This window comes from Streptomyces sp. CLCI03 (assembly GCF_053615355.1).
In genome coordinates this window covers 2,152,564-2,177,461 of record NZ_CM132132.1, presented here as the reverse complement: position 1 = coordinate 2,177,461, position 24,898 = coordinate 2,152,564, and the positions used below count along the sequence as shown (strand labels likewise).

The following is a 24,898-nucleotide window of genomic DNA, read 5'->3' as shown; positions in this document are numbered from 1 at the left end:
CGGTACGCTTCCTGTATGAGTGCTGAACCGCGTCCCGAGAAGCCCGCGAAGCCGGCCAGGCCTGCGGGCCGGTTCCGCCGGATGATTGAGCGGCTGTCCACCTCCCAGGAGGAGCTGCATTCGGCGGAGCTGCAGGAGGACGCAGAAGCCGCGGGGTGTACGCGGATCTGCGACTGCCACGACCGTCAGATAGTCAAGGTGACCGGAACCCTGCGTACGGTCACCCTGCGGCCGCGTGCGGGCGTCCCCGCCCTGGAGGCCGAGCTCTTCGACGGCTCGGCCGCACTGGACGTGGTCTGGCTCGGGCGTCGCTCGATCGTGGGAATCGAGCCCGGTCGCCGCATGATCGCCTCGGGGCGCATCTCCATGACCCACGGCCGTCGGGTGCTCTTCAACCCGAAGTACGAACTCCGCCCCCTCGGACAGGAGCACTGACCGGTGACGTCACTCGACAAACCGACCACCCCGCAACCGGCGGGGCCGCGCCATGCCGCCGCCCCTTCCGAGGACCAGAAGGCCGTGACCCAGGCGGCGCTCTTCGATGCCTTCGGCGGCATCCGGGGCACCGTGGAGACGATGCTCCCGGGCCTGCTGTTCGTGATGATCTACACGATCAACAAGAACGTGCAGATGTCCGCGATCGCCGCGGGCGCCGTCGCCGTCCTGCTGGTGATCGTGCGGCTCGTCCGCAAGGACACCGTCAAGCACGCCTTCAGCGGTGTCTTCGGCGTGGGCGTGGGCGTGGCCTTCGCCCTCTTCACGGGCTCTCCCAAGGGCTTCTACCTGCCCGGCATGATCTACGGTGCGGGTCTGGGCGTGGCCTTCACGCTCTCGGCGCTGGTGGGCTTCCCCCTGCTCGGCGTGATCCTGGGGCCGGTGTTCAAGGAGAACCTCTCCTGGCGCACCCGCAACCCCGGACGCAAGCAGGCGTACGTCAAGGCCAGCCTGGCCTGGGGCCTGATCTTCCTCGCCAAGTACGCGATCCTCTTCCCGCTGTACTTCTGGGGCGACGCCACGCAGCTGGGCTGGGTGCTGGTCGCGCTGAAGCTTCCGCCGATGGTGCTCGCCGTGTACTTCACCTGGCTCTTCCTGGCGAAGGCGCCGCCGCCGATCAACGTGATCGCGGAGTGGGAGGCCAAGGAGGCCGCCGAGGCCGCCGCCAAGGGGCCGAAGGCCTGACGGGCCGCAGCAGACGCCATGGGGCGGGACCGACCTACGAGGCCGGTCCCGCCCCATCGCGTTGCCGCCACGGCTCCGGGCGGTGGCGCGTGCCGCGAGCTCCCGGGGACGGAGCGACAAGGCCGCCCTTCGGGGGCTTCCGGTCCGCTCCCGTCGGACCGCTGCGGCGCGACGGCCGAAGGACGCGGGTCCGGGCCTCCTGCCGTGCGTCCGTGGCTGCGCCCGCCGCGTTCGGGGCGGCGCGCGGGTGGGCCCGTAGAAGCCGACGACCAGGGAAGCCGCCCCCGGCACGGGGTCGCAGGCCAGGAGCGCGTGCCCGCGGCCGGAGGGTCTGCCTGGCGCGCGGGCCCGGCCCCGCCCGGCCGGCGGCGGACGCATCCGGGACGGCAGGGCGACGGGGAAGCCCGAAGGGGGCGCGCCCCGTGGGCGCGCCCCCTTCGTCGTCGAGCGTGCCCGCAGGGCTAGCGGCGGGCCTGGAGGAGGTCCTCCAGCTGCTCCTCGCGGGCCTGGGCGGCCACGAAGAGCAGCTCGTCGCCCGGCTCCAGGGTCTCCTCCCCGTGCGGGGTGAGGACCCGGTTGCCCCGGATGATCGTGACCAGCGAGGTGTCCTCGGGCCAGGAGATGTCGCCGATCTGGGTGCCCGCGACCGAGGAGTCGGCCGGCAGGGTCAGCTCGACGAGGTTGGCGTCGCCGTGGCTGAAGCGCAGCAGCCGTACCAGGTCGCCGACGCTCACGGCCTCCTCGACCAGGGCCGACATCAGGCGCGGCGTGGACACGGCGACGTCGACGCCCCAGGACTCGTTGAAGAGCCACTCGTTCTTCGGGTTGTTGACGCGGGCCACCACACGCGGGACCCCGTACTCGGTCTTGGCGAGCAGCGAGACGACGAGGTTGACCTTGTCGTCACCGGTGGCCGCGATGACCACGTTGCAGCGCTGCAGCGCGGCCTCGTCCAGCGAGGTGATCTCGCAGGCGTCGGCCAGCAGCCACTCGGCCTGCGGGACCCGCTCGACCGAGATGGCCGTCGGGGCCTTGTCGACCAGGAGCACCTCGTGGCCGTTCTCCAGCAGTTCACCCGCGATGGAGCGACCCACCGCGCCCGCACCGGCGATCGCGACCCTCATGCGTGTGCCTCCTCGGGCCCTTCGGCGAACGCCGCCTCGACCTTGTCGATCTCGTCCGTGCGCATCATCACGTGGACGAGGTCGCCCTCCTGCAGGACCGTCGCCGACGTGGGCAGCATCGCCTCGCCCAGGCGGGTGAGGAACGCCACGCGGACGCCCGTCTCCTCCTGGAGCTTGCTGACCTTGTGGCCGATCCACGCGGAGGAGGTGTGCACCTCGGCGAGCTGCACCCCGCCGCTCGGGTCGCGCCACAGCGGCTCGGCGCCCGAGGGGAGCAGCCGGCGCAGCATCTGGTCGGCGGTCCACCGCACGGTGGCGACGGTGGGGATGCCGAGGCGCTGGTAGACCTCGGCGCGCTTGGGGTCGTAGATGCGGGCCGCGACGTTCTCGACGCCGAACATCTCGCGAGCCACGCGGGCGGCGATGATGTTGGAATTGTCACCACTGCTGACGGCGGCGAAGGCGCCCGCGTCCTCGATTCCCGCCTCCCTCAGGGTGTCCTGGTCGAAGCCGACACCGGTGACGCGGCGGCCGCCGAAGCCGGCGCCGAGCCGGCGGAATGCGGTGGGGTCCTGGTCGACGACGGCGACCGTATGCCCCTGCTGTTCCAGGGTTTGCGCGAGGGCGGAGCCCACTCTTCCGCAACCCATGATGACGATGTGCACGGCCGTCCTTCCGGCTGTCAGCGACTCGCTGGTTCCCAGCCTCATTGCATGCTCTGTTTCAACAGGGTCTCAGACCATGGCCCAAGCTACACACGGGTGGTCACCCATGGGACCTGTTGCGCCGCAGTGGTGGCGTGGGTGGGGAGGAATTGCGGTGGGATTGCGGTATGAGGGGGTGGGGGGTTCGTCAGGCTGATTTCGAACGCTTACGATCCTCTGCGTGTCCAAACTGACCGACGTGCCCAAACGGATCCTGATCGGCCGGGCGCTACGCAGCGACCGCCTCGGAGAAACACTCCTTCCCAAGCGGATCGCCCTTCCCGTCTTCGCCTCCGACCCGCTGTCGTCCGTGGCATATGCCCCCGGCGAGGTCCTGCTGGTCCTGTCGATCGCGGGCGTGTCGGCGTACCACTACAGCCCCTGGATCGCACTCGCGGTCGTCGTGCTGATGTTCACCGTCGTGGCGTCCTACCGCCAGAACGTCCACGCCTACCCCAGCGGTGGCGGCGACTACGAGGTGGCCAACACGAACCTCGGGCCCAGGGCCGGCCTCACCGTGGCGAGCGCCCTGCTCGTCGACTACGTCCTGACCGTCGCCGTATCGATCTCCTCCGGGGTCGAGAATCTCGGCTCCGCGGTGCATTTCGTCATCGAGCACAAGGTGCTCTCGGCGACCGTCATGATCCTTCTCCTCACACTGATGAACCTCCGCGGTGTGAAGGAATCCGGCAAGCTCTTCGCGATTCCGACCTATGTCTTCGTCGCCGCCGTATTCGTCATGATCGGCTGGGGTGCCTGGAAGGGCATCGTCCTCGGCGAGACCCTGACGGCGCCGACCGCCGACCTGGAGATCAAACCCGAGCAACAGGGGCTGGCCGGCTTCGCGATGGTCTTCCTGCTGCTGAGGGCCTTCTCCTCCGGCTGTGCGGCCCTGACGGGCGTCGAGGCCATCAGCAACGGCGTGCCCGCCTTCCGCAAGCCGAAGAGCAAGAACGCCGCGTCCACCCTCGCCTACATGGGCGGCCTGGCGGTCACCATGTTCTGCGGGATCATCGGCCTGGCCATGGCCAGCGACGTGCGGATGGCCGAGAACCCGGCCGAGGACCTGCTCAAGGGCGGCGTCCCGGTCGGCCCCGAGTACATCCAGAACCCGGTGATCTCGCAGGTGGCCGAGGCCGTCTTCGGAGACGGCAGCTTCCTCTTCATCCTGCTGGCCGCGGCCACCGCGCTGGTGCTGTTCCTGGCCGCGAACACCGCGTACAACGGCTTCCCGTTGCTCGGCTCGATCCTCGCGCAGGACCGCTACCTGCCGCGCCAGCTGCACACCCGGGGCGACCGGCTCGCCTTCTCCAACGGCATCGTGCTCCTCGCCGGCGCGGCCATCCTGCTCGTCTGGATCTACGACGCGGACTCGACCAAGCTGATCCAGCTCTACATCGTCGGCGTGTTCGTCTCCTTCACCCTGAGCCAGATCGGCATGGTCCGGCACTGGAACCGGCACCTGAAGACGGAGCACGACGGCGCCGCCCGCCGCCGGATGCACCGCAGCCGGGCCATCAACGCCTTCGGCGCCTTCTTCACCGGCATGGTGCTGGTCATCGTCCTCGCCACCAAGTTCACCCACGGCGCGTGGGTGGCCCTGCTCGGCATGCTGATCTTCTACGGCACGATGAGCGCGATCCGCAAGCACTACGACCGCGTCTCCGCGGAGATCGCCGCCGCCGAGGGCCCCAGCGAGGACAGCGTGCGCCCCTCCCGGGTCCACTCGATCGTCCTGGTCTCCAAGGTCCACAAGCCCACGCTGCGCGCGCTGGCGTTCGCCAAGCTGACCCGCTCGGACACCCTGGAAGCGCTCAGCATCAGCGTCGACCCGGCCGAGACCAAGGCCCTGCGCGAGGAATGGGACCGGCGCGGGATCAACGTCCCGCTCAAGATCCTCGACTCCCCGTACCGCGAGATCACCCGCCCGGTGGTCGAGTACGTCAAGGGCCTGCGCAGCGAGAACCCGCGCGACGCGGTCAGCGTCTACATCCCCGAGTACGTCGTCGGCCGCTGGTACGAACACCTCCTGCACAACCAGAGCGCGCTGCGCCTCAAGGGCCGGCTGCTCTTCACCCCCGGTGTGATGGTCACCTCGGTGCCCTACCAGCTGGAGTCCTCCGAGCTCGCCAAGCGGCGGGCGAAGAAGCGCCAGGACTGGAACGCCCCGGGTGCGGTACGCCGCGGGCCGGTGGACACGCCGCGGCCGCCGAAGGAGCCCACCGCGAAGGGCTGAGCAGGTTGGTGAACGGCCGGACGAGATCCACGTAAACTGGTGGGTCGGTCGTCCGGCCGTTTTCCGTTGTTTCAGTTTTTGGAGTCTCCCCACCATGACGAGCGTCGAGCAGAACGAGAAGCAGTCACTGGTCGGGGAGGAGTACGAGGTCGAGGTCGGCCCCGTCGCGCACGGCGGACACTGCATCGCCCGGACCGAGGACGGCCGCGTCCTCTTCGTCCGCCACACCCTGCCCGGCGAGAAGGTCGTCGCCAAGGTCACCGAGGGCGACGTCGACTCCCGCTACCTGCGCGCCGACGCGATCACCGTGCTCGACGCCTCCAAGGACCGCACCCCGGCCCCCTGCCCGTACGCCGGCCCCGGCAAGTGCGGCGGCTGCGACTGGCAGCACGCCAAGCCCGGCGCCCAGCGCCGGCTCAAGGGCGAGGTCGTCGCCGAGCAGCTGAAGCGGCTCGCCGGCCTGACCCCGGAGGAAGCCGGCTGGGACGGCACCGTGATGCCCGCCGAGGGCGACAAGCTGCCGGCCGGGCAGGTGCCGCAGTGGCGCACCCGCGTGCAGTTCGCCATCGACGAGGACGGCAACGCGGGCCTGCGCAAGCACCGCTCGCACGACATCGAACTGATCGACCACTGCATGATCGCCGCCCCGGGCGTCTCGGAGCTCGGCATCGAGCAGCAGGACTGGCCGCAGATGGCCACGGTCGAGGCGATCGCGGCGACCGGCTCCCAGGACCGCCAGGTCGTCCTGACCCCCCGCCCCGGCGGCCGCCTCCCCCTGGTGGAGCTGGACAAGCCGGTCTCCGTCCTGCGCGTGGAGGAGAAGGACGGCGGGGTCCACCGCGTCCACGGCCGCCCCTTCGTACGCGAGCGCGCGGACGGCCGCACGTACCGCGTGGGCATGGGCGGCTTCTGGCAGGTCCACCCGCAGGCCGCCGACACCCTGATCAAGGCCGTCATGCAGGGCCTGATGCCGCGCAAGGGCGAGATGGCCCTCGACCTCTACTGCGGCGTCGGCATCTTCGCGGGCGCCCTCGCGGAACGCCTGGGCGAGACGGGCGCGGTGCTCGGCATCGAGTCGACGAAGCGCGCGGTGGAGGACGCCCGCCACAACCTGGCGGACTTCCCGCGGGTCCGCATCGAGCAGGGCAAGGTCGAGCAGATCCTGCCGAAGACCGGCATCACGGAATGCGACCTGGTCGTCCTGGACCCCCCGCGCGCGGGCGCGGGCAAGCAGACGGTCCGCCACGTCACGGGCCTCTCGGCACGCCGCATCGCGTACGTGGCCTGCGACCCGGCGGCCCTGGCCCGCGACCTCGGCTACTTCAAGGAGAACGGCTACAAGGTCCGCACCCTCCGCGTCTTCGACCTCTTCCCGATGACGCACCACGTGGAGTGCGTCGCGATCCTGGAGCCGGTGGGGAAGAGCCTCTGAACTGCAGCTTCTCGACATCCTCTGTTTGGCCGACCTGATTTCGGAGGGCGCGGGCGGCGCTCGTCCGACTCCGGATCGCGGGCGGCGGACAGCAGGGCCACGCGCCGCGCGAGGGCTGCGAGGGCAAGGCGGGATTCTCCCGGGCGGTCCGGCCCCAGGCGTGACCGAACCGACCCAGCCGGTCGCCGAGTTCCCCTTCGCTGAGGGGATCCCCGTCGAGGAGGGACAACACCCTTTGGGTGAAGTCGTGCTGCTTCCGCACTCGCCCGATCTCGAAGGGGGACCGCGGAACATCCCGCTCTCGGGGTGCTCCAGGAACCGCTCCGACGCCCGCCGGTGTCCTCGTCGGTGAGTGCGTAGGTCGTCGTGAGGTACTGGGTGGGACTGCCGCGCAACTGCGCGGCGGCCGGCGTGGGCCTCACGACGTTCTCCTCTGCTGCGTACCAGGTCGTCGAGCCGGCTCAGGTGTATACGGACCTGACGACATCGTTCCTGGGTATGCGGGTCGGCCATTGATTCCGGCCAGTGCGTGGCCGGTGCCCGTCCGATGCCCGCCAGGCGGCAACGGATCCTCGTACAGTCTTTGCACCTGTGTGGTGATCTTGGGGGAGCGGTACACATGACCGATACGGAGCATCCATATCCCGTTGCGGAGTTCCTGACGGCGGTGCGCGCCGAGATCCTCGCGGAGCACCGGAACGACGCCGAGGGTGCCGTAAAGGTCGCGCTCTCCAAGGGGCGGCTCCTTTCGTACTCCGAAGGGGCCCGCGAGTATCTCTTCGAGTGCCGGAACTGGCACGACGGTCTGGACGGTGTTCCCGTTCTCGCCCGGCCGTCCCGCTCCCGGAAGGCCTGGGACCCGGCCGAGGCCTCTCGTGCCCCGGACGGCACCGTACGGCTCGTGACGAAAGCCGACTTCGGGGCGGCGCCCACCAACATCCAGATCCGCAAGGACGACTCGTCCAACTGGGCCGCCCTGTCGGAACGTCTGGAGGCCGTCGGCCAACAGGACAGTCCCATCGACGCAGGGCACGCCGGCTGGCTGGTCGGCCGCGGTACCCCTCGCACCGGCCGTGCCGAGAACCCGGGGCAATGGGTGGCGGACTGGGCAGGGCTTCAGCTCAACCCGCGTCAGCGTGACGCCGTCGCGCAGGCGCTCGCCAGTGAGGTGCTGTTCCTGTGGGGACCGCCCGGCACCGGAAAGACGGACGTCGTCGGCCACATCGTCGAGGGCAGCTTCCGCCAAGGGCTCAAGATCCTCTTCCTGGCTCCGACGAACGTTGCGGTGGATCAGGCCCTGGAGCGGATGTGCTCCCTCCTGGAGCACGAGGAGGGCTTTGCCGAGGGGATCGTCCAGCGGGCCGGGAACATCGTCCTGCCGTCGCTGCGCAGTCGCTACGGAGACCAGGTCGACCCGAGCAGGATCGCGGCGCTGCTCGTGGAGAGCATCGACCGGCAGATCAGCACGGCGGCCGACCAGCTCAAGGGCGCGAGAGCGGCGCTGGCCCTCCACGACCGGGTACGGGACCTGGAGTCGGACCTGGCCACCGCCGTGGGGGAGACGGCCGCGGCCGGCCGCGACCAGGCCGCAGCGACCCGGACGGTGCTTGCAGCGGATGCGGCGGCCGCACAGCTGCGGTTGGCGATCGACAAGGTGGGGCCGCCGACAGGCTTTTTCGCGGAACGAAAGGCCGCGAAACTGCGGGACCTCCACTCCGCCCTGGAGGACGAAGCGTTCCGCGCGTCGCAGGCCCGGGAAATCGTCGCGAGTGCCGCCCGTCGCCATACCGCAGGTGGACAACAGGCGGCCGAAGCCCGCCGCGCCCTGCCCGCTGCCTACGCCGCGGTCGTGGGGATCCCGCCCAGGGAGACCGTCGCCGAGACGGCTGCCTCCCTCCAGGTGCGACTCGACGAGCTCGACCGAAAGCGCAAGCGCATCCACGACGAGGTCCGGTCCCGCTGCCGGGTGCTCGGAGCCACCGTGGCCAAGGCCGTCCAGTCGAGGAAACTGCTCGACGAGATCGACGTCGTGGTGATCGACGAAGCCGGGATGGTCAACCTGCCCTCGGCCTGGTTCGCCGCCGGCCTCGCCCGCAAGCGGGTGATCGTGGCCGGGGACTTCCGCCAGCTCCCCGCCGTGACCAAGGGCGACGGGGACCGGCAGGCGAGCGAGGAAGAAAGGTCCCACTCCCGAGAGTGGACGGCGCGGGACGCCTTCCACGCCGCCGGGCTGGTCGACCCGTCCGGGCGGGTACGCCAGGACCCGCGCCTGGTGGCGCTCGACACCCAGTACCGGATGCGGGAGCCGATCTGCGCGGTCGTGAACGAGGTGGCGTACCCGGACGCGCCCCTCAAGACCGGGCGCGGCAACACCACCCGTCTGCCGTTCGCCCCGCTCATCGACTCCCCGGTGATCCTGATCGACACCTCCGGCCGTCGGATTCCCGGCGGCGGCCGCAAGCCCCACATGACGAACGCCGTCCACGCCGCCGTCATCCACGAGCTCGTCCGCGGACTCCAGTACGAGGGCGTCCTGCCCGGCCGCAAGTGGCAGGACGTCCCCGAAGGGGAGCGGGCGACCGACCGGCTCGCCGTCATCTCCCCGTACCGCGAGCAGGTCAAGGCGCTCAAGAGCAGCCTCACCCACCGGTTCGGGGAGGACTACGACGGCCTGGTCGACACCGTCCACCGGTTCCAAGGCAGCCAGCGCCCCGTCGTGCTCCTCGACACGGTCGCGGGCGCAGGCAAAGACCCCGGCTTCTTCTACAGCGGAACAGGGCTGTCCTCGCAGACCTGCCGCCTCCTCAACGTCGCCCTCAGCCGGGCCCAGGACCACCTGGTCGTCGTGGCGGACGTCGCGTTCCTGCGCAAGTACCTGGCCCCGCACAGCGAGGCCCTGGCGATGGTCGACCACCTGGAGGCGCACGCGCAGACCGTCTCCGCCGACCAGCTGATCCCCATCCTGGACGCCGACCAGCTGGCCCACCTGTCGGAAGAGGACCTGGTAAGGCCCGCCTTCTTCGAGCACAGCGAGGTCGCGGCCGCGGTCGAGTGGGATGTGGAACGGGCGCAGCACAGCATCGAGCTGTACTCCGCGTTCATGGACCGGGCTCCGGTCGGCCGGTGGGCACGGCTACTCGGACCGAGGACGGCCGTCGGTATCCAGGTCACGGTCTTCACCCGCCCACCGGAAGAGCAGCAGGAACCCTCCCGCGTGGCGCGGCACCGGGAACTCGTCCAGCAACTGGAGGCCGCCGGCTGCCGGGTCGAGTTCCGGGACCGCATGCACGAGAAGGTCCTCATCCTGGACGGGGCGGTCCTCTGGCACGGCTCGAAGAACCTGCTCGCCAACATCGGGCCGACGGACCTGATGATGCGCTACACCGACCCGGCCTCCTGCGACCGCGTACGGAAGCTGATGGAACACACCCGCATGGAACGCCCGGCCCGAGGGCCGTGGCGCCCGGCGGAACAGGACGCTCCGGCGCCGCCCGAGGTTCCGGCCCAGCGGGCGCCGACGCCCGACAAGGTGTACCCGGGACTGGTCCGGGACGGCCGCCTGTACCTCAAGGTCCCGTACGAGCAGAAGGACGAGGCGAAACGCCTGCTGAGCGCCAAGTGGGACAAGCAGGCGGGGCACTGGTGGGTCGACGCCACCAAGATCACGCCGGAGCAGGCGGCGCGCTGGCTGCCGTAGGGGGACTGATGCAGGGAAAGCGATACGACCAACGCGTGCTCGTGCTGGTCGAGGTGCGGGGGGAGCAGCGCGACTGGGACGAGGCGGAGCGGGCCTTCGACCAGCAGGGCTGGCCGGTCGTCGCTGCATTCGCCCGGGGGGAAGGCGCCTCGCGGGGCGTGCTGAGCGCGGACACCACGGCGCGACTGTACTCCGTCGAGGTGCGGTTCTTCGGAGCCCGCAACCGGCGCACCGAGCAGGCGGCCGAATGGTGGGTGCAACGGCTGGCACGCAGAACCAGGCTGGAGATGTACGCCCGACGCTGTGAGCCGGTGGACCGGGATCGGGAGCAATTGACCGGCTGGCGGGCACATACGGTGGCTCACAGGCCGCCCCGTGTGCCCGATCCGAGACCCTTGACGCCGATGGCACGGCTGCGCCGATCCGCTGTGATGGCACGCGCGCGCCTCGCCGAGGGTTCCGGTCGGCACGACACAGGCACCCTGGTGAGGGGGACGGCCTCGGAGGCCCTGCGGCTGTCGCGGATGGACCTGCCCGGAGGTTCCGCCCCCGAGGCCGCCATCGACGTGCGAACACGCCATGGCCGGGAGCGAAGGCACATCGTGCAGCGGCGTGAGGAGGACCATCGGCGTGTCACGTCCCGCGTCATGGCCTGGACGTTCGCCATGCTGTTCTGCGTGGTCGTCGCCCGGCAGGCGAGCGGTGCGCGAACGTGGGTCTGGGGCACCGCCGCGGTGTTGTGCCTTCTGTGGTCCGCTTGGTTGACGCGCGACGTGTTCGCGGAGGGGGGCCGCGTGGGGAGCATCCTCACGTGGGGCGTGGCAACCGTGTTCCTCCTTGCCGTCGCCTTGGGCGCGGACATGGGGGAAACGAGGGGCTGGACCCCCGTGCAAGTACTGTCGGTCTTCGCCGTCACGGCTACGTCCACAGGAATCTGGCTGCTGGTCCGCCAGTGGACGTGGGGCGAATGGCTCGCCTGGGCCGCACCGTTGCTCTTCGCGCTCGTCGCGTCCTGTGTTGTGGCTTCGGGGTCGGTGATGCACGCGCTGTACGCCGACAGCCTGGACCTCACACCCGATGACCTCGATGTCCCCGCGCTGTGGCAGGCCGCTTCGGCGCTCAAACTCTTGAGCTTTCTGAGCTTCGCCCTGTTCGTACCGGCCTTGTGGGGCATTGCGAAGCACGTGCACGCGTCATTCGTCAGCCCCGTCGAGCGGTTCGGTGTTCTGTCGTACGTGGTCGCCCAGGTGGCGGTGGTGCTGTTCTGCACGCTGGGAGCGCTGGACTCGGCGGGGGACGCGGTGAAGGAGCTCCGTACGGCTGCGGCCCAGAAGGCGGAACTGCCCTCCTATTTCGGGGTGGAGCCGGAGTGGATGTGCGTGGAGCCGACCGTCTTGGCGGCGAAACTCAGCAGCCGGGGTGGCGTCCTGCGACCCGAGCGGCCGTACGTCTCCTTCGGGGAGGCCGGAGGAACGGTGTCCTTGTGGGACGAGCCGGCGGGCAAGGCGTTGCAGATGCCGGCCGAGCAGGTGCGCCTCGTACCGGCCGCGGACGGCAGGGTCCGGTGCACGTTCTCGTACGAGGCCCTGCCGAAGGGAGACTGACCCGCGCCAGTCCGCGAAGAGGTCGGGTCCGCCGACCGGCTGGAGCGGGACATGCTGGACATCTGGAGCCGGCACCTGGGTACGCAGGTGGGCCCGGAGGACAACTTCTCCGCGTTGGGCGGCAACTCGCTCCTGGTCGTCCGCGTACTGGCCGAGGTCAAGGAGCTCGGTGCACCGAAGATCGCCGTGCGGGACTTCTACCGGAACTCCTTCGCACGGCATTCGGCGCCGTCCAGGAGCAGCCCGCCTCCCGGCGGGCGTTCCGGACTACTCAGGGACCGCGGCCGCCAGTACCCAGCGGGCGCCGCCCCGCGCGCGTTCCGTGGTGAGCGTGCCGGCCACCAGCGCGAGACGTTCCCGGATTCCCGTCAGGCCGTAGCCGGGGACGTGGTCGGGGCTCTGCGAGGTGGGGCTCGACGTGACGTTGTCCACCGTGAGGCGTACGTAGCCGTCGGCGTAGTGGAGGCCGACCTCGACCCGTTCGCCAGGTGCGTGTTTGGCGGCGTTGGTCAGGCTCCCTCGCGCTCTGCACGAGGCAGACGGCGGCGGTCGGCGAGAGGCGGCGGGGTTCGCCCGAGAGGCTGAGCCCGACCTCGCCCGGATGGTGGGAATCGTGGGCCTCCACCAGCCGCCGCAAGGCGTCCGGCAGTGACGGCACGTCACCTCGCAGGGCGGCCACGGCGTTACGGGCCTCCGCGAGCCCCTCGTCGGCCAGCCGGTTGGACCTGAGGACCCGGGCCAGCGCGCCCTGCGAGTCGCCCTTCTCGATCAGCGCGGCGGCCACCTTGAGCTGGACCGTCAACGCGCCGAGCGAGTGGGCCAGTACGTCGTGCATCATCGTCCGGGAGGGCCTGATGTCCCTGCTCGATCTGATGGACGACATGGAGGTGGTCGGCGGAGCCGGTGACGGGGTGGAGGCGGTGCGGGCAGTCGGTGAAACCTCCCCGGACGTGGTGCTGATGGACATGCGGATGCCGCGGATGGGCGGTGCCGAGGCGACCGCGCGGATCCTCGCCGAGCACCCGGACGTCACGGTGCTGGCCCTGTCCACCTACGCCGACGACGAGTCGATCGTCGCCGTCCTGGCGGCCGGCGCCCGCGGCTACCTGACCAAGGATGCCAACCGGGAACAGATCGCCATGGCCATCCGCAACGCGGCCCACGGACAGGCGACGTTGGACCCCGAGGTGACCCGCAGGCTGGCCGCCGCGCTCGGCGCGGCGGGCTCCGCGGCGGCCCCCGCCGCCTCGTCCGGACGCGCCGGCGGACAGCCGGAGCGGGAGCGCCGCCGGGTCTTCCCCGACGGCCTCACCGGCCGCGAGGTCGACGTACTGCGGCTGATCGCAGACGGGTTGAGCAACACGGAGATCGCCCGAGCCCTCTTCGTCGAGGAGACGACGGTGAAGACGCACATCAACAACGCCTTCGCCAAGATCGACGCCCGCAACCGGGCCGATGCCGTGCGCTACGCGTTCCAGCAGGGCCTGGTCCAGCTCTGAGCATGGCCCGTACAAGGCAAGGGCCCTCCCCGGCCACGGCGTGGGCCGCCGACCAGCGCTGCCCCTACCCCTGTCCCTGCCACGCGGCGAGGAACGGACTGGGCTCCCCGTTCCAGGACACCCGCAGGGTCTCGCGTGCGCGGGTGCAGGCGACGAACAGGAGGCTCAACTCGGCCAGGCGGTCCTCCTGGTGCTGCTGGGCGTCCACCTCCACGGGTGTCAGGGCCGAGGTCAGCGGAACGACGCTGTCGCTCACACCGGCGACGGCGACGCAGCGGAACTCCAGGCCCTTCATCCGGTGCATGGTCCCGATGCTGATGCCGTCGCCCGACGCCTGCGTGCCACCGAGGAGCCGGACCGGCAGATCGGCCCGCTCCAGCGCGTGCGCGATCTCCTTGCCCAGTTGCACGTACCGGACGGCCACCCCGATCTCGTCCGGTTCCACACCGTCGGCCAACCACTCGGTGACGCGCTCGGTGAGCTCCGCGATCTCCTCGGCCTTGCTGCTCGCCGCCCGCAGTTCGGGGTGCGCGCCGTTCAGCACGGACCGGTAGCCCGCCAGCGACTCGGTCCCGCCGTCCATGTCGTCCGGGTGCTCCCGGTCGAGCAGGGACGTCGACCACTGCAGGATCTCGTGCGTGGTGCGGTAGTTGATGCGCAGCCGATGGGACCGTCCGGTCACGTTCACGCCGAGTCCGCGCAGCGACACCTTGTTCCCGTAGATGCGCTGGTGCGTGTCGCCGGCGATGAACAGGTCGTCCGGACCGGGTGCCACCGACGCCCGCAGCAGCCGCCATTGCGCCGGATGGAGGTCCTGGGCCTCGTCGATCACCACATGGCGGAACGGGCGGTCGGTACGCGGTTCCAGCAGCCGGGTGGCCTCCGCGCACACCTGCAGGAAGGTCCACTCGCCGGCCTGACGCAGTTCCTTCGTGAACGCCTCGACGGCACGCCAGACCTGGGCCCGCCGCAGCGGGCTGAGCGCGGTGCCCCGACCACTGCGGGACGCCTTGAGGTAGGCCTCGGGCGAGCGCAGGTCCTGGGCCAGGACGACCTGCCGCCACTCCTGGTCGAGGAAGGCGTCGCTGTAGTCGAGATCGAGCCTGCGGGCGAGGGCGTTCCAGCGGGAGTTGATCTCCTTCTGGCCGGTCAGGATGGTCAGCGGGGCGCCCCGGTCCTCGCGGACGAGCTGGTTCGCGAGGGCGTCGACGTTGACGACGCGGATCTTCGCGCGCAGCGCCTCGTCCGGGATGAGCAGTTCGAGTCCGTGGCGCAGGTCGGCCGCGAGGTTCCGGGTGTAGGTGGTGAGCAGCACCGATTCGTCGGGCGCGTCGTCCGGCAGCTGCCGCGCCAGATGGAGCGCGCGGTGCAGGGCCACCACGGTCTTGCCCGTGCCGGGGCCGCCGGTCACCCGGGCGGGCCCGTTGTAGGAGGGGTGGTAGGCGATGCGCCGCTGGCTGGGGTGCAGGAAGACCCGCCACGCGTCGAACGGGCGCGACAGGACGTCGAGCAGCTCCTCGGGCCCGGAGAGCAGGGCGATCCGGCCCTGCGAGCGGGCCATCGCGGCGGCGAGTTCGTCGCCGGCGGGCGCCTGCTGGGCCGCGTCGGCGGCGCGTTCGGCCTGAGCGGCCACCGACTCGCGCCAGACGTCCTCCGGGCTCAGCCCCGCGGCCAGGCCGGCGAGTACGTCGTACTGCTGCTCGGGGAGGATCTTGCGGAGGGCGTCGAGGTGGGCCTCGGTGCTGAGGTTGCGTACGAGGGGGAGCAGATCGGGATCGATGCCGAGGCGGATCAGCTCCTTGTCGGCGACCTCGGCGAAGAGCCGCGCCTCCGCCACGTGTGCGGCGTACCGCACGTCGGCGGCGGCGCGCTCCAGGGCGATGTCGTCGCGCAGTTCGATGCCCTGGGTCGCCGAGTTCACCGTCGCCCGGTGGCTCAGCGCCCAGTCGATGGCGTCGTCGTGCGCCATGACCTTCAGGAGGAGGAAGCTGTCTCCGGATTCCGGTGCGAGCACGACCCCGCGCATGAACTTGTTGACGCGGATGGTGCGGATCCGCGGATCGCGGGGGTTCTCCAGCTTTTCCAGGTGGAGCCCGGCATGGCGGTGCTCGCGGAACTTGTCGAAGACCTCGTGGACCCGCTTCTGGACGGTCTTCTCCAGCCGGGCGAACTCCAGGAGGAAGTCCTTGTGGATTCCCAGCGTCGCCATGTGTGCCCCCGGGTCGTACGCGTGCCGACGTTTCGACTGATCACCGTACGGTACGGGGCGCCAATGGCTCCTCGGTAGCGAGGGTTCGGGGAGTGGACGGGCCTGCACGCCGGGAGCGGGGGTCGACGGTCCGCAGGCCGGTCGCGTCCATGCCGCAGACGCGGGTCGCGGTCACCACCGTGCCGACGTCGCGCTCGCTCCCGAACGACCACGCCACCGTCCCGTCGGCGAGCCGCAAGGTCACGGGGGCGCGGGTTCGCCCATGTCAGTGGCCGACGGGCAGGCCGTTCGGTTCCTTGATGCGCTTCATGATGATCTGCGAGTTGACCTCGGTGATACCGGTGAGGGCCGTCAGCTTCTCGATCCACAGGCGCTCGTACGCCCGCAGGTCGGCGACGGCGATCCGCAGCAGGCAGCCGGGGCTGCCGAAGAGGCGGTAGGCCTCGATGACGTCCGGGATGTCCTGGAGGGCCGCCTCGAAGGCTTCCACCGACTCTCGGTCGCGCCGCACCTCGACCGAGACGAGCACCTCGAAGCCGCGGTCCACCGCCTCCGGGGAGATCACCGCGCGGTAGCCCTGGATCACCCCGTCCTGTTCCAGCTGGCGCACCCGGCGCATGCAGGGGGAGGGGGTCAGTCCCACGCGCTGGGCGAGTTCCTGGTTGCTCAGGCGGCCGTCGGCCTGGAGCTCGCGCAAGATTTCTCGGTCAATGGCGTCCATGACGCAATTATCACCCAGCGTTTGTGAACGGGCCTGAGGGAAAACGCAATCACATTGCGCGTAGATCGCTCTATCATTGCTGCTTTGAGTACATATGTACGAGTGACGTACTAGTGACACGAGTGACACGAGTGAAGGGCGGCCACGGCCGATGGGACGGATCGTCGTGATCAGCACCGGCGGGACGATAGCCAGCCGCTGGCAGGGTTCCGGCTTCGCAGCGGACGCCGACGGGAACGAGGTGATCGCCACCGCACCACTTCCCGAGGGCATCACCGTCGAACTCGTCGACCTGTTCAGCGTGAACAGCCCGCGTCTCACCACCGCACACCAGCTCACCCTGCTCCGCACCGTGCACGAGGTGCTCGCCGACCCCGGCGTGGACGGCATCGTCGTCACGCACGGCACCGACACCCTGGAGGAGTCGGCGTTCCTCCTCGACCTCCACCACCACGACCCGCGTCCGGTGGTCTTCACCGGCTCGCAGCGCCCCATGGGCACCGCCGACGGGGACGGCCCGGGCAACCTCTACGACGCCCTGCTCACCGCCGCGAACACGCGCGGGCTCGGCGTACTGATCGCCTTCGCCGGACGGGTGCACGCCGCCCGCGGCACCGTGAAGACCCAGGCCGTGGAGCTGGACGCGTTCGCCGACCCCTCGAAGGAACTCTTCGGGAAGATCGGCTTCGGCAAGGTCACCATCCTGCGCGCCCCGCAGCGCCCGGTCCCGCTCCCGCTGCCCTCGATGCCCGAACTCCCGCCGCGCGTGGACATCGTGGTGCACCACGCCGACGGCGACCCGGTCCTGCTGAACGCCGCCGTCGAGGCGGGCGCACGCGGCATCGTTCTCGTCGGGACCGGTGCGGGCAACGCCACCCCGGAGATCGTGGATGCGGTCCGGGCCGCCGTCGGCCGCGGGGTCCTCGTCGCGCTGACCACCCGGGTCATGGCCGGACCGGTCACCGAGATCTACACCCACGGCGGCGCCGTGGACCTGGTGGCCGCCGGAGCCGTCCCGACCGGAACCCTGCGCGCCGGACAGGCCCGTATCGCGGTCCTCTCCGCGCTGCTCGCCACGGACAACAAGGTCGAGCAGGCCCGGATCCTGCGCGAGGCACTGGGCGCGGGAGACTCGGTACTCGTCGGGGCATAACCCTCCGCTGCGGCGTCGGCGACCGTGAGGCTCCGGGCCAACGGTCGCTACGCTGCGGGGGGTTGCATGGAGCCCGGGACGATCGGGATCCGACCTGGACGTGACGGGGCGGCGCCCACCGGGCGCGGCCCCGTCCGTCCTCAGCTCCCCGCGTTCCCGAACGCCGCCAGGATGCGGTCCGCCGCCGACGTCGGGGTCACCGTGCCCGCCCGGACCGCGGACTCCAGGTCCGGCGCGAGGTTCCGTACCGCCGGGTCCGCCCGGAGGCGTTCCAGCAGTTCGTCGCGGACCATCGACCAGGTCCACTCCACCTGCTGCGCCGCCCGCTTCGCCGTCAGCCGGCCGCCCGCGTCCAGCAGGGTCCGGTGCTGCTCCAGCCGGCTCCACACCTCGTCCAGCCCGGTCGACTCCCGCGCGCTGCACGTCAGCACCGGCGGGGTCCAGGCCGCGTCCACCGGGTGCATCAGGCGCAGCGCGCCCGACAGTTCCCGGGCCGCGGCCTTCGCGTCCCGCTCGTGCGGGCCGTCCGCCTTGTTCACCGCCAGGACGTCGGCCAGCTCCAGGACGCCCTTCTTGATGCCCTGCAGCTGGTCGCCCGTACGGGCCAGGGAGAGCAGCAGGAAGGAGTCCACCATCCCCGCCACCGTGGTCTCCGACTGGCCCACGCCGACCGTCTCGACGAGGACCACGTCGTAGCCCGCCGCCTCCATCACGATCATCGACTCGCGGGTGGCCTTGGCGACCCCGCCCAGCGTGCCCGCCGAGGGCGAGGGGCGCACGAACGCCGCCGGGTCCACCGACAGCCGCTCCATCCGGGTCTTGTCGCCCAGGATGGAGCCGCCCGTACGCGTCGACGACGGGTCCACCGCGAGTACCGCCACCCGGTGGCCGAGCCCCGTCAGCATCGTGCCGAACGCGTCGATGAAGGTGGACTTGCCCACCCCCGGCACCCCGCTGATACCGATCCGGCGGGCCCGGCCGGCGTGCGGCAGCAGCTCCGTCAACAGGCCCTGCGCGAGCGCCCGGTGAGCGGGCAGGGTGGACTCGACGAGGGTGATCGCGCGCGCGATGAACGCGCGCTTCCCGTCGAGCACCCCCTTCGCGTACGCCTCGATGTCGATCTTCGGCACCGGCGCCCGCCTACAGCTCGTGGCCCAGGTCCGCGGCCAGCCGCGTCACCAGGTCGTGGGCCGCGTCCGGGATCACCGTGCCGGGCGGGAACACCGCGGTGGCGCCCATCTCCAGCAGCGTCGGGACATCGGCGGGCGGGATCACCCCACCCACGACGATCATGATGTCCTCGCGGCCCTCCTCCGCCAGCTGCTCGCGCAGCGCCGGTACGAGGGTCAGGTGACCGGCCGCCAGCGACGAGACGCCCACCACGTGGACGTCCGCCTCGACGGCCTGACGGGCCACCTCCGCCGGGGTCTGGAACAGCGGGCCGACGTCCACGTCGAAGCCCAGGTCGGCGAAGGCGGTCGCGATCACCTTCTGGCCGCGGTCGTGCCCGTCCTGGCCCATCTTGGCGACCAGGATGCGCGGACGGCGGCCCTCCGCCTCCTCGAACCGGTCGACGAGCGCACGGGTGCGCTCCACGGACGGGGACTCGCCTGCCTCGGTGCGGTACACACCCGAGATCGTACGGATCTGGCTCGCGTGCCGCCCGTACACCTTCTCCAGTGCGTCCGAGATCTCACCCACGGTCGCCTTGGCGCGTGCCGCGTCCACCGCCAGCGCGAGGAGGTTGCCGTCGCCGCGCTCGGCGGCGTTCGTCAGCGCCCGCAGCGTGTCCTGGGTGACGGCCTCGTCGCGCTCCTCGCGCAGCCGCCGCAGCTTGGCGATCTGCTGGGAGCGCACAGAGGAGTTGTCGACCTTGAGGACGTCGATCGCCTCGTCGTTCTCCACCCGGTACTTGTTGACGCCGATCACCGGCTGCCGGCCCGAGTCGATGCGCGCCTGCGTACGGGCGGCGGCCTCCTCCACGCGCAGCTTCGGGATGCCCGCGTCGATGGCCTGCGCCATGCCGCCGGCCGCCTCGACCTCCTCGATGTGCTGCCAGGCCCGCCGCGCCAGGTCGTACGTCAGCTTCTCGACGTAAGCGCTGCCGCCCCACGGGTCGATCGACCGGCAGGTTCCCGACTCCTGCTGCAGCAGCAGCTGGGTGTTGCGGGCGATGCGCGCCGAGAAGTCCGTCGGCAGCGCGAGCGCCTCGTCGAGGGCGTTGGTGTGCAGCGACTGGGTGTGGCCCTGGGTCGCCGCCATCGCCTCGATGCACGTGCGCGTCACGTTGTTGAAGACGTCCTGCGCGGTCAGCGACCAGCCGGAGGTCTGCGAATGCGTGCGCAGCGACAGCGACTTGGCGTTCTTCGGGTCGAACTGCTTGACCAGGCGCGCCCACAGCAGGCGGGCCGCGCGCAGCTTCGCGACCTCCATGAAGAAGTTCATGCCGATCGCCCAGAAGAACGACAGGCGCGGCGCGAACGCGTCCACGTCCAGGCCGACCGCCTGCCCGGCGCGTAGGTACTCCACGCCGTCGGCGAGGGTGTACGCCAGCTCCAGGTCGGCCGTGGCCCCGGCCTCCTGGATGTGGTAGCCGGAGATGGAGATCGAGTTGTACCGGGGCATCTTCTGCGAGGTGAACGCGAAGATGTCGGAGATGATCCGCATCGAGGGCTTGGGCGGGTAGATGTAGGTGTTGCGGACCATGAACTCCTTGAGGATGTCGTTCTGGATGGTCCCGGCGAGCTTGTCGGGGGAGACGCCCTGCTCCTCCGCCGCCACGATGTAGAGCGCGAGGACGGGCAGCACCGCGCCGTTCATCGTCATCGACACCGACATCTTGTCCAGCGGGATCCCGTCGAACAGCTGCCGCATGTCGTAGATCGAGTCGATCGCCACGCCCGCCATGCCGACGTCGCCGGTCACGCGCGGGTGGTCGCTGTCGTAGCCGCGGTGCGTCGGCAGGTCGAAGGCCACCGACAGGCCCTTCTGACCGGACGCCAGATTGCGCCGGTAGAAGGCGTTCGACTCCTCGGCCGTGGAGAAACCGGCGTACTGCCGGATCGTCCAGGGCTGGTTGACGTACATCGTCGGGTACGGGCCGCGCAGGTACGGGGCCACACCCGGGTACGTCCGCAGGAAGTCCAGGCCCTCCACGTCCCGCCCGGTGTAGAGCGGCTTGACGCCGATGCCCTCGGGCGTCTCCCACAGCAGGTCGGCGGCCGCGGTGCCGGTGGACTCCTTCACCGAGGCGCGCCACTGCTCCTCGGTCACCCCGGCGGAGGAGGAGGGGTCGAGCGCCAGCTCGGAGAAATCGGGGATGCTCAAGACGGCACTCCCATCCGGTCGAGTACGGAGGACAGCACGGCGACGGCGTCACAGCCGGCGAAGACGTACTCGTCCACGGAAGTCTCGGCGGTGCCCGGCCGGCCGGCGAGGAAGACGGTCGTGGCGCCGGCCGCGCGCAGCGCCTCGGACACGGCCGCGGCCTGCTCCTCGTACAGCGCGTCGCTGGAGCAGAGCACGGCCATGCCGTCCGCCCCGCTCGCGGCATAGGCCTCGGCGGCCGTCGTCGGATCCACCGACACCGGAACGTGTACCGGTTCGATGCCGCCCGCCTGGAACAGGTTCGAGGCGAAGGTGGCGCGCGCGGTGTGCGCGGCCGCCGGGCCGAGCGCGGCGAGGAAGATCCTCGGCCGGGCGCCGGTCGCCGCCAGGTGGGCGTCGCTACGGGCCCGCAGGGCTTCGTAGGCCTCGTCGCGCCGTACGCGCGGCAGTCCGCCGGTGGGTACGGCGGGCGCGGGCTCGCGGACGACCGGCTTCTCCGAGAGCAGCGGGAACTCGCTGACGCCCGTGATCGGCTCGCGCCGCTTCGCCAGCTTCTCGGAGCGCGCGGCCCAGGTGGCGGCGAGCCGCTCGGCGACCAGTCCGGAGCGCAGGGCGGCGGACTGACCGCCGGCCTTCTCCAGGGTCTGGAAGAACCCCCAGGCGGCGTGGGCCAGTTCGTCGGTGAGGCGCTCCACGTAGTAGGAGCCGCCGGCCGGGTCGATCACCCGGGCCAGGTGCGACTCCTCCAGCAGGATGGTGGAGGTGTTGCGGGAGATCCGGCGCGCGAAGGCGTCCGGCAGGCCGAGCTCGTTGTCGAAGGGGAGCACGGTCACCGCGTCCGCACCGCCCACACCCGCGGCCATGCAGGCCACGGTGGTGCGCAGCATGTTCACCCAGGGGTCGCGGCGGGTCATCATCACCGGCGAGGTCACCGCGTGCTGGAGCTGGGCACCCGCCTCCGGGGCCCCCGAGGCCTCGGCGATACGGGCCCACAGCCGGCGCGCGGCGCGCAGCTTGGCGATGGTGAGGAACTGGTCGGCGGTGGCGGCGTAGCGGAACTCCAGCTGTCCGAGGGCGGCTTCCGTGCTCAGTCCGGCCTCGGTGAGGGCGCGCAGGTAGGCGACGCCGGTGGCCAGGGACAGGCCCAGCTCCTCGGCGGCGCTGCCACCGGCCTCGTGGTAGGGCAGCGCGTCCACGGTCAGGGCGCGCACGCCGGGCCAGCCGGCGGCGGCCTCCACGGCCAGCTCGACGGCGTCGGCCGTGTCCAACACCTCACCCGTGCGGGCCTCGTGGCCCAGGGGGTCGGCGCCCAGGGAGGCCCGAGCGGCCTCGGGGGCCACCGCGCTCTCGGTGAACAGGCGCAGCAACGCGCGGGCGGCCTCGGCGTATTGGGCTCCGGCGTCCAGGGTGATGGGGGCGAGGTCCAGGTAGACCCCGTCCAGTGCCCGGGCGAGGCCCTCGATCGGGAGACCGTGGTGGCCCACGGTGAGCCAGAGGGAGGTGACCCCGTTCTCCAGATCGGCGAGGGCCGCCTCGTTCACGCGTACCGGATCGGTGCCCGCGAGGCGCTGGCGTACGTCCCAGCCGTTCGTGGTGGTGCCTTCCGGTTTGCCTCCGCGGACGAACGGGGCGAAGCCGGGGAAACCGGTGTCGATGACCGCCCCGTCGGGCGGCGCGGTGTACAGCGGGCGCGTGGTGAGCCCGTCCTCGATTGGGGTGGACAACGCGTCTTCTGCGGCCTCGCCGGAGACTTCCTTGCCCGACTTGCGCAGTACGCCTTCTACAAGGCGCTGCCACTGCTCATGCGTCGCGTCAGGGAACTCGGCGGCCAGGGAGAGCCCGTCGTCAGGCAGGACCGTCATGGCTCGAATGTAGGGGAGCGTGCTCAGGTGGCACCATACCGGCGGGTGTGATCTCGCCCTCTCGGGCCATGCCGAAGGGGTCCTGGAACACCCGGCTGAGCAGCACGGTTGCGGCCGCCTCCGGAAGTACGGCAGGTCCCGCGTGCGGTACCACGATGCGCCCGGGATCGTCACAGACGTGCGAGAGCTCCATCGCGGCGTCCCGGATCTCCTCCAGATATGCCTCGTCGAGGACGCTCGCCAGCTCGGTCACGACCATGACCGCCGGATTGAAGACATCCAACAGAAGAGCCGCCGCGCGGCCCACCGCGCGGGCACGCTCGCGCAGCAGCCGATCGGCACGCGGATCACCGGTGGCGGCCGCGTCCACCAGCAGGTTCACCGAAGGGTCCGGAACGATGCCCCGGCGCACGGCCTCGGCGCCGAGCGCGGTGTCGGACGCGGTCGCCTCCAGGCAGCCGGTGCGTCCGCACGCGCACGGGGCCTGCGAGCGCGGCACGGGCAGATGGGCCACGTCACCGGCCGCCGCGCCCGGCCCCTGGTGCACGGTCCCCTCGATCCCGAAGGCGGCGTCGACGACCCGGCCGATGAACAGGTGCACCAGGCTCCGGCGGGCTTCGGGCCGGCCGAAGAGGATCTCGGCCCGGGCGACGGCCCGGGCGTGGTTGTCGACCCCCACGGGCAGCCCGAGCGCGGCGGACAGCTCGGCGGCGAGCGGCTTGCGGCTCCATTCCAACGCGGGGTGGCGTACGACGGTCCCCCGGTCGGGGTCGACCCAACCGCCCAGGGCCACGCCGACCCCGAGGAGCGGCCGCCCGGAGTCGTGGGCGTCGAGGAAGCGGCCCAGTTCGGCGGCGATGTCGGCGGACAGCCCCTGCGTCGGGCGCCCCTGGTGCGGGAAGGCCCGGCGGGCGAGCAGCTGTCCGCGCAGGTCGACGAGGCTGAAGGTCGAATGCGGCACGCCGATGTGCAGCCCGGCGGCGACCGGCCCGCCGACGGCCCCGGTGTGCAGGTCCAGCGGGATCCGCGGTCGCCCCACCCCGCCACCGGGCCCGGGCAGCTCGCGCAGCAGCCCGCCGCGCAGCAGCCCGGTGGTCTGCCGGGACACGGCGGCGGGACTGAGCCCGCTCAGCGGGGCGATCGCGCTGCGCGCGACCGGCCCGTGGTCGAGCACCGTCCGCAGCACGGTGGTGGCATTGGCGGCGGCCCGGCTGTCACCGGCCATACGCGTCACGCGGTCTCCTCGGTGGGTGAGGGGGCGTCCGGCCGATCGGGCCGGGCTCGCGGATCGCCCCCTGGGGTGTGTCCCCCGATCATGCCGGGTCTCCTGCGGGGGGCTCGGCGGGGTGATGCGGCTCCTGGGGCGTGCCGGCGAAGCCCGAGCGCTTCGTCCAGGTCCTGCCGGAGGAGCCGGGGCCCGTCCGAAGCGGTGCGCCCCGTCAGGCCCCGGACGCGTCCGGAGCCTGACGGGGCCTGGTGGCGCCGGGCTCCTCCGACAACAGCCGAAAGTGCCGGCCCGGGCCGAGCCGACCCGCCGACGGTCGGGACCATCGGGCACGTCCCGGCCCGGGCCACGTGAGCGGTGAGCGGGCGCGGATCCCGGCGAAAGCGTGGCGGCCGCATTGCGGGGCCATGAATTCCGGCCACGGTTTTCGGCCGCCGAGGGAGGTCCGCAGACAGGTCGAGGGGTGGGGGAAAGCGCAGGTCGTAGGTGGTGCGCGGGGTGGGCGTGGGGGCGGTCCGGAAGTGCGTTCGGCGGCCACGGTCGGGGGTTGACCCCCGCCGGGGGCCACTGACACGCTCCGGGACATGTCCGCGAACGCACTCCTCGCCCCGCGGCTCCACACCACCGGCCTCTGTATCGAGCCGGGCGCGTGTCCGGGCCGCTGTCCGGCCCTCCGCCGGGCCTGACGCCGCCGAGCCGGCGGCCCGCCCGACCGGCCCGCCCGGTCCCGGCCCGCGTCGGCGCCCCCTGTGGGGCCGCCCCGTAGGGTCCCTCCGGCCGCGCCCGCCCGACCCCGCTCCCGTCCGGTGGTGCACCTCCAGGGGTGGTGCACCACCGGGACGCCCCGTGCCGGGGACCGGCCGGGGTCGCCCGAGGGGCCTCCGCGGCCCCGGGCGGCCGGCTCCGCACCAGCTCGCACCCGCAGC

At 71.4% G+C, this 24,898-nt stretch carries 17 protein-coding genes and 2 pseudogenes; 9 read left to right on the top strand and 10 right to left on the bottom strand.

Going from position 1 to position 24,898, the window contains the following annotated elements; all coding sequences use genetic code 11:
- Positions 1 to 15: 15 nt before the first annotated feature.
- Both ACWG52_RS09860 and ACWG52_RS09855 read left to right on the top strand, forming a co-directional pair.
- On the top strand, positions 16 to 435 hold the full coding sequence (locus ACWG52_RS09860) for an OB-fold nucleic acid binding domain-containing protein (RefSeq protein WP_078626234.1): 420 nt from the start codon (positions 16 to 18) through the stop codon (positions 433 to 435).
- Positions 436 to 438: 3 nt separating this feature from the next.
- The gene (locus ACWG52_RS09855) at positions 439 to 1,179 is read left to right on the top strand and encodes a DUF3159 domain-containing protein (RefSeq protein WP_389809671.1); all 741 of its coding nucleotides are present in this window, start codon (positions 439 to 441) and stop codon (positions 1,177 to 1,179) included.
- Between the two features lie 461 nt (positions 1,180 to 1,640).
- Here ACWG52_RS09855 and ACWG52_RS09850 read toward each other — a convergent pair whose 3' ends face one another.
- Positions 1,641 to 2,303: a potassium channel family protein gene (locus tag ACWG52_RS09850; RefSeq protein ID WP_030765850.1), complete on the bottom strand. Its 663-nt coding sequence runs from the start codon at positions 2,301 to 2,303 to the stop codon at positions 1,641 to 1,643.
- Positions 2,300 to 2,968 (bottom strand): potassium channel family protein, encoded by a 669-nt coding sequence (locus ACWG52_RS09845; RefSeq protein WP_365264269.1) that lies wholly within the window; start codon positions 2,966 to 2,968, stop codon positions 2,300 to 2,302. The genes ACWG52_RS09850 and ACWG52_RS09845 overlap by 4 nt, the downstream gene beginning before the upstream one ends.
- 220 nt (positions 2,969 to 3,188) lie before the next feature.
- Between ACWG52_RS09845 and ACWG52_RS09840 the strand changes: the two genes are divergently transcribed.
- From ACWG52_RS09840 to ACWG52_RS09820, 5 genes and pseudogenes are all read left to right on the top strand, one after another.
- A complete protein-coding gene (locus ACWG52_RS09840) occupies positions 3,189 to 5,243 on the top strand; it encodes an APC family permease (protein ID WP_390139761.1) in 2,055 nt (684 codons plus the stop codon).
- Between the two features lie 94 nt (positions 5,244 to 5,337).
- Positions 5,338 to 6,675, top strand: coding sequence for a class I SAM-dependent RNA methyltransferase (locus ACWG52_RS09835; protein ID WP_033217553.1), 1,338 nt, complete (start codon positions 5,338 to 5,340; stop codon positions 6,673 to 6,675).
- Positions 6,676 to 7,294: 619 nt separating this feature from the next.
- Entirely contained in the window at positions 7,295 to 10,372 is a 3,078-nt protein-coding gene (locus ACWG52_RS09830; protein WP_453128477.1) for an AAA domain-containing protein, read from the top strand.
- 35 nt (positions 10,373 to 10,407) lie between these two features.
- Positions 10,408 to 11,976 carry an NnrS multi-domain protein gene (locus ACWG52_RS09825; protein ID WP_453128475.1) on the top strand — a complete coding sequence of 523 codons (1,569 nt, stop codon included), beginning with the start codon at positions 10,408 to 10,410 and terminating at the stop codon, positions 11,974 to 11,976.
- A gap of 51 nt (positions 11,977 to 12,027) precedes the next feature.
- A pseudogene (locus ACWG52_RS09820) lies at positions 12,028 to 12,171 on the top strand (phosphopantetheine-binding protein); the annotation flags it as partial.
- Between the two features lie 72 nt (positions 12,172 to 12,243).
- On the opposite strand, the gene ACWG52_RS09815 reads toward ACWG52_RS09820, so the two are convergent.
- A complete protein-coding gene (locus tag ACWG52_RS09815) occupies positions 12,244 to 12,408 on the bottom strand; it encodes an ATP-binding protein (RefSeq protein ID WP_389809972.1) in 165 nt (54 codons plus the stop codon).
- A 289-nt stretch (positions 12,409 to 12,697) separates the two neighbouring features.
- Positions 12,698 to 12,811 (bottom strand): annotated as a pseudogene (locus ACWG52_RS09810) (histidine kinase); the annotation flags it as partial.
- On the opposite strand from ACWG52_RS09810, the gene ACWG52_RS09805 reads away from it, so the two are divergent.
- Positions 12,762 to 13,475, top strand: coding sequence for a response regulator (locus tag ACWG52_RS09805; RefSeq protein ID WP_389809539.1), 714 nt, complete (start codon positions 12,762 to 12,764; stop codon positions 13,473 to 13,475). The pseudogene ACWG52_RS09810 and the gene ACWG52_RS09805 sit on opposite strands and share 50 nt — an antisense overlap.
- Positions 13,476 to 13,539: 64 nt before the next feature.
- On the opposite strand, the gene ACWG52_RS09800 is transcribed toward ACWG52_RS09805, so the two are convergent.
- Together ACWG52_RS09800 and ACWG52_RS09795 are read right to left on the bottom strand one after the other, a co-directional pair.
- Positions 13,540 to 15,684 carry a UvrD-helicase domain-containing protein gene (locus tag ACWG52_RS09800; RefSeq protein ID WP_390167535.1) on the bottom strand — a complete coding sequence of 715 codons (2,145 nt, stop codon included), beginning with the start codon at positions 15,682 to 15,684 and terminating at the stop codon, positions 13,540 to 13,542.
- A gap of 265 nt (positions 15,685 to 15,949) precedes the next feature.
- Positions 15,950 to 16,405: an Lrp/AsnC family transcriptional regulator gene (locus tag ACWG52_RS09795; protein WP_389809534.1), complete on the bottom strand. Its 456-nt coding sequence runs from the start codon at positions 16,403 to 16,405 to the stop codon at positions 15,950 to 15,952.
- 151 nt (positions 16,406 to 16,556) lie between these two features.
- Here ACWG52_RS09795 and ACWG52_RS09790 point away from each other — a divergent pair, with 151 nt between their 5' ends.
- On the top strand, positions 16,557 to 17,558 hold the full coding sequence (locus tag ACWG52_RS09790) for an asparaginase (RefSeq protein ID WP_389809532.1): 1,002 nt from the start codon (positions 16,557 to 16,559) through the stop codon (positions 17,556 to 17,558).
- A gap of 140 nt (positions 17,559 to 17,698) precedes the next feature.
- Here ACWG52_RS09790 and meaB read toward each other — a convergent pair whose 3' ends face one another.
- Genes meaB through ACWG52_RS09770 form a run of 4 tightly spaced genes read right to left on the bottom strand, consistent with a single transcriptional unit; the run spans position 17,699 to position 23,972 of the window.
- Positions 17,699 to 18,688 carry a methylmalonyl Co-A mutase-associated GTPase MeaB gene (gene meaB / locus ACWG52_RS09785; protein WP_033217571.1) on the bottom strand — a complete coding sequence of 330 codons (990 nt, stop codon included), beginning with the start codon at positions 18,686 to 18,688 and terminating at the stop codon, positions 17,699 to 17,701.
- Positions 18,689 to 18,698: 10 nt separating this feature from the next.
- A complete protein-coding gene (gene scpA, locus ACWG52_RS09780; protein ID WP_389809528.1) occupies positions 18,699 to 20,885 on the bottom strand; it encodes a methylmalonyl-CoA mutase in 2,187 nt (728 codons plus the stop codon).
- Positions 20,882 to 22,747, bottom strand: a complete 1,866-nt coding sequence (locus tag ACWG52_RS09775; RefSeq protein ID WP_390139813.1) for a methylmalonyl-CoA mutase family protein — start codon at positions 22,745 to 22,747, stop codon at positions 20,882 to 20,884. The genes scpA and ACWG52_RS09775 overlap by 4 nt, the downstream gene beginning before the upstream one ends.
- On the bottom strand, positions 22,731 to 23,972 hold the full coding sequence (locus ACWG52_RS09770; protein ID WP_453129056.1) for an ROK family protein: 1,242 nt from the start codon (positions 23,970 to 23,972) through the stop codon (positions 22,731 to 22,733). The genes ACWG52_RS09775 and ACWG52_RS09770 overlap by 17 nt, the downstream gene beginning before the upstream one ends.
- Between the last annotated feature and the right edge of the window lie 926 nt (positions 23,973 to 24,898).

What these genes read in the sequence shown, in the direction of transcription:
- ACWG52_RS09830 (WP_453128477.1), top strand. Translation starts at nt 7,295, where the DNA reads ATGACCGATACGGAGCATCCATATCCCGTTGCGGAGTTCCTGACGGCG.
- ACWG52_RS09790 (WP_389809532.1), top strand. Translation starts at nt 16,557, where the DNA reads ATGGGACGGATCGTCGTGATCAGCACCGGCGGGACGATAGCCAGCCGC.
- ACWG52_RS09770 (WP_453129056.1), bottom strand. Translation starts at nt 23,972, where the DNA reads ATGGCCGGTGACAGCCGGGCCGCCGCCAATGCCACCACCGTGCTGCGG.
- ACWG52_RS09850 (WP_030765850.1), bottom strand. Translation starts at nt 2,303, where the DNA reads ATGAGGGTCGCGATCGCCGGTGCGGGCGCGGTGGGTCGCTCCATCGCG.
- ACWG52_RS09835 (WP_033217553.1), top strand. Translation starts at nt 5,338, where the DNA reads ATGACGAGCGTCGAGCAGAACGAGAAGCAGTCACTGGTCGGGGAGGAG.
- ACWG52_RS09800 (WP_390167535.1), bottom strand. Translation starts at nt 15,684, where the DNA reads ATGGCGACGCTGGGAATCCACAAGGACTTCCTCCTGGAGTTCGCCCGG.
- ACWG52_RS09860 (WP_078626234.1), top strand. Translation starts at nt 16, where the DNA reads ATGAGTGCTGAACCGCGTCCCGAGAAGCCCGCGAAGCCGGCCAGGCCT.
- ACWG52_RS09795 (WP_389809534.1), bottom strand. Translation starts at nt 16,405, where the DNA reads ATGGACGCCATTGACCGAGAAATCTTGCGCGAGCTCCAGGCCGACGGC.
- ACWG52_RS09775 (WP_390139813.1), bottom strand. Translation starts at nt 22,747, where the DNA reads ATGACGGTCCTGCCTGACGACGGGCTCTCCCTGGCCGCCGAGTTCCCT.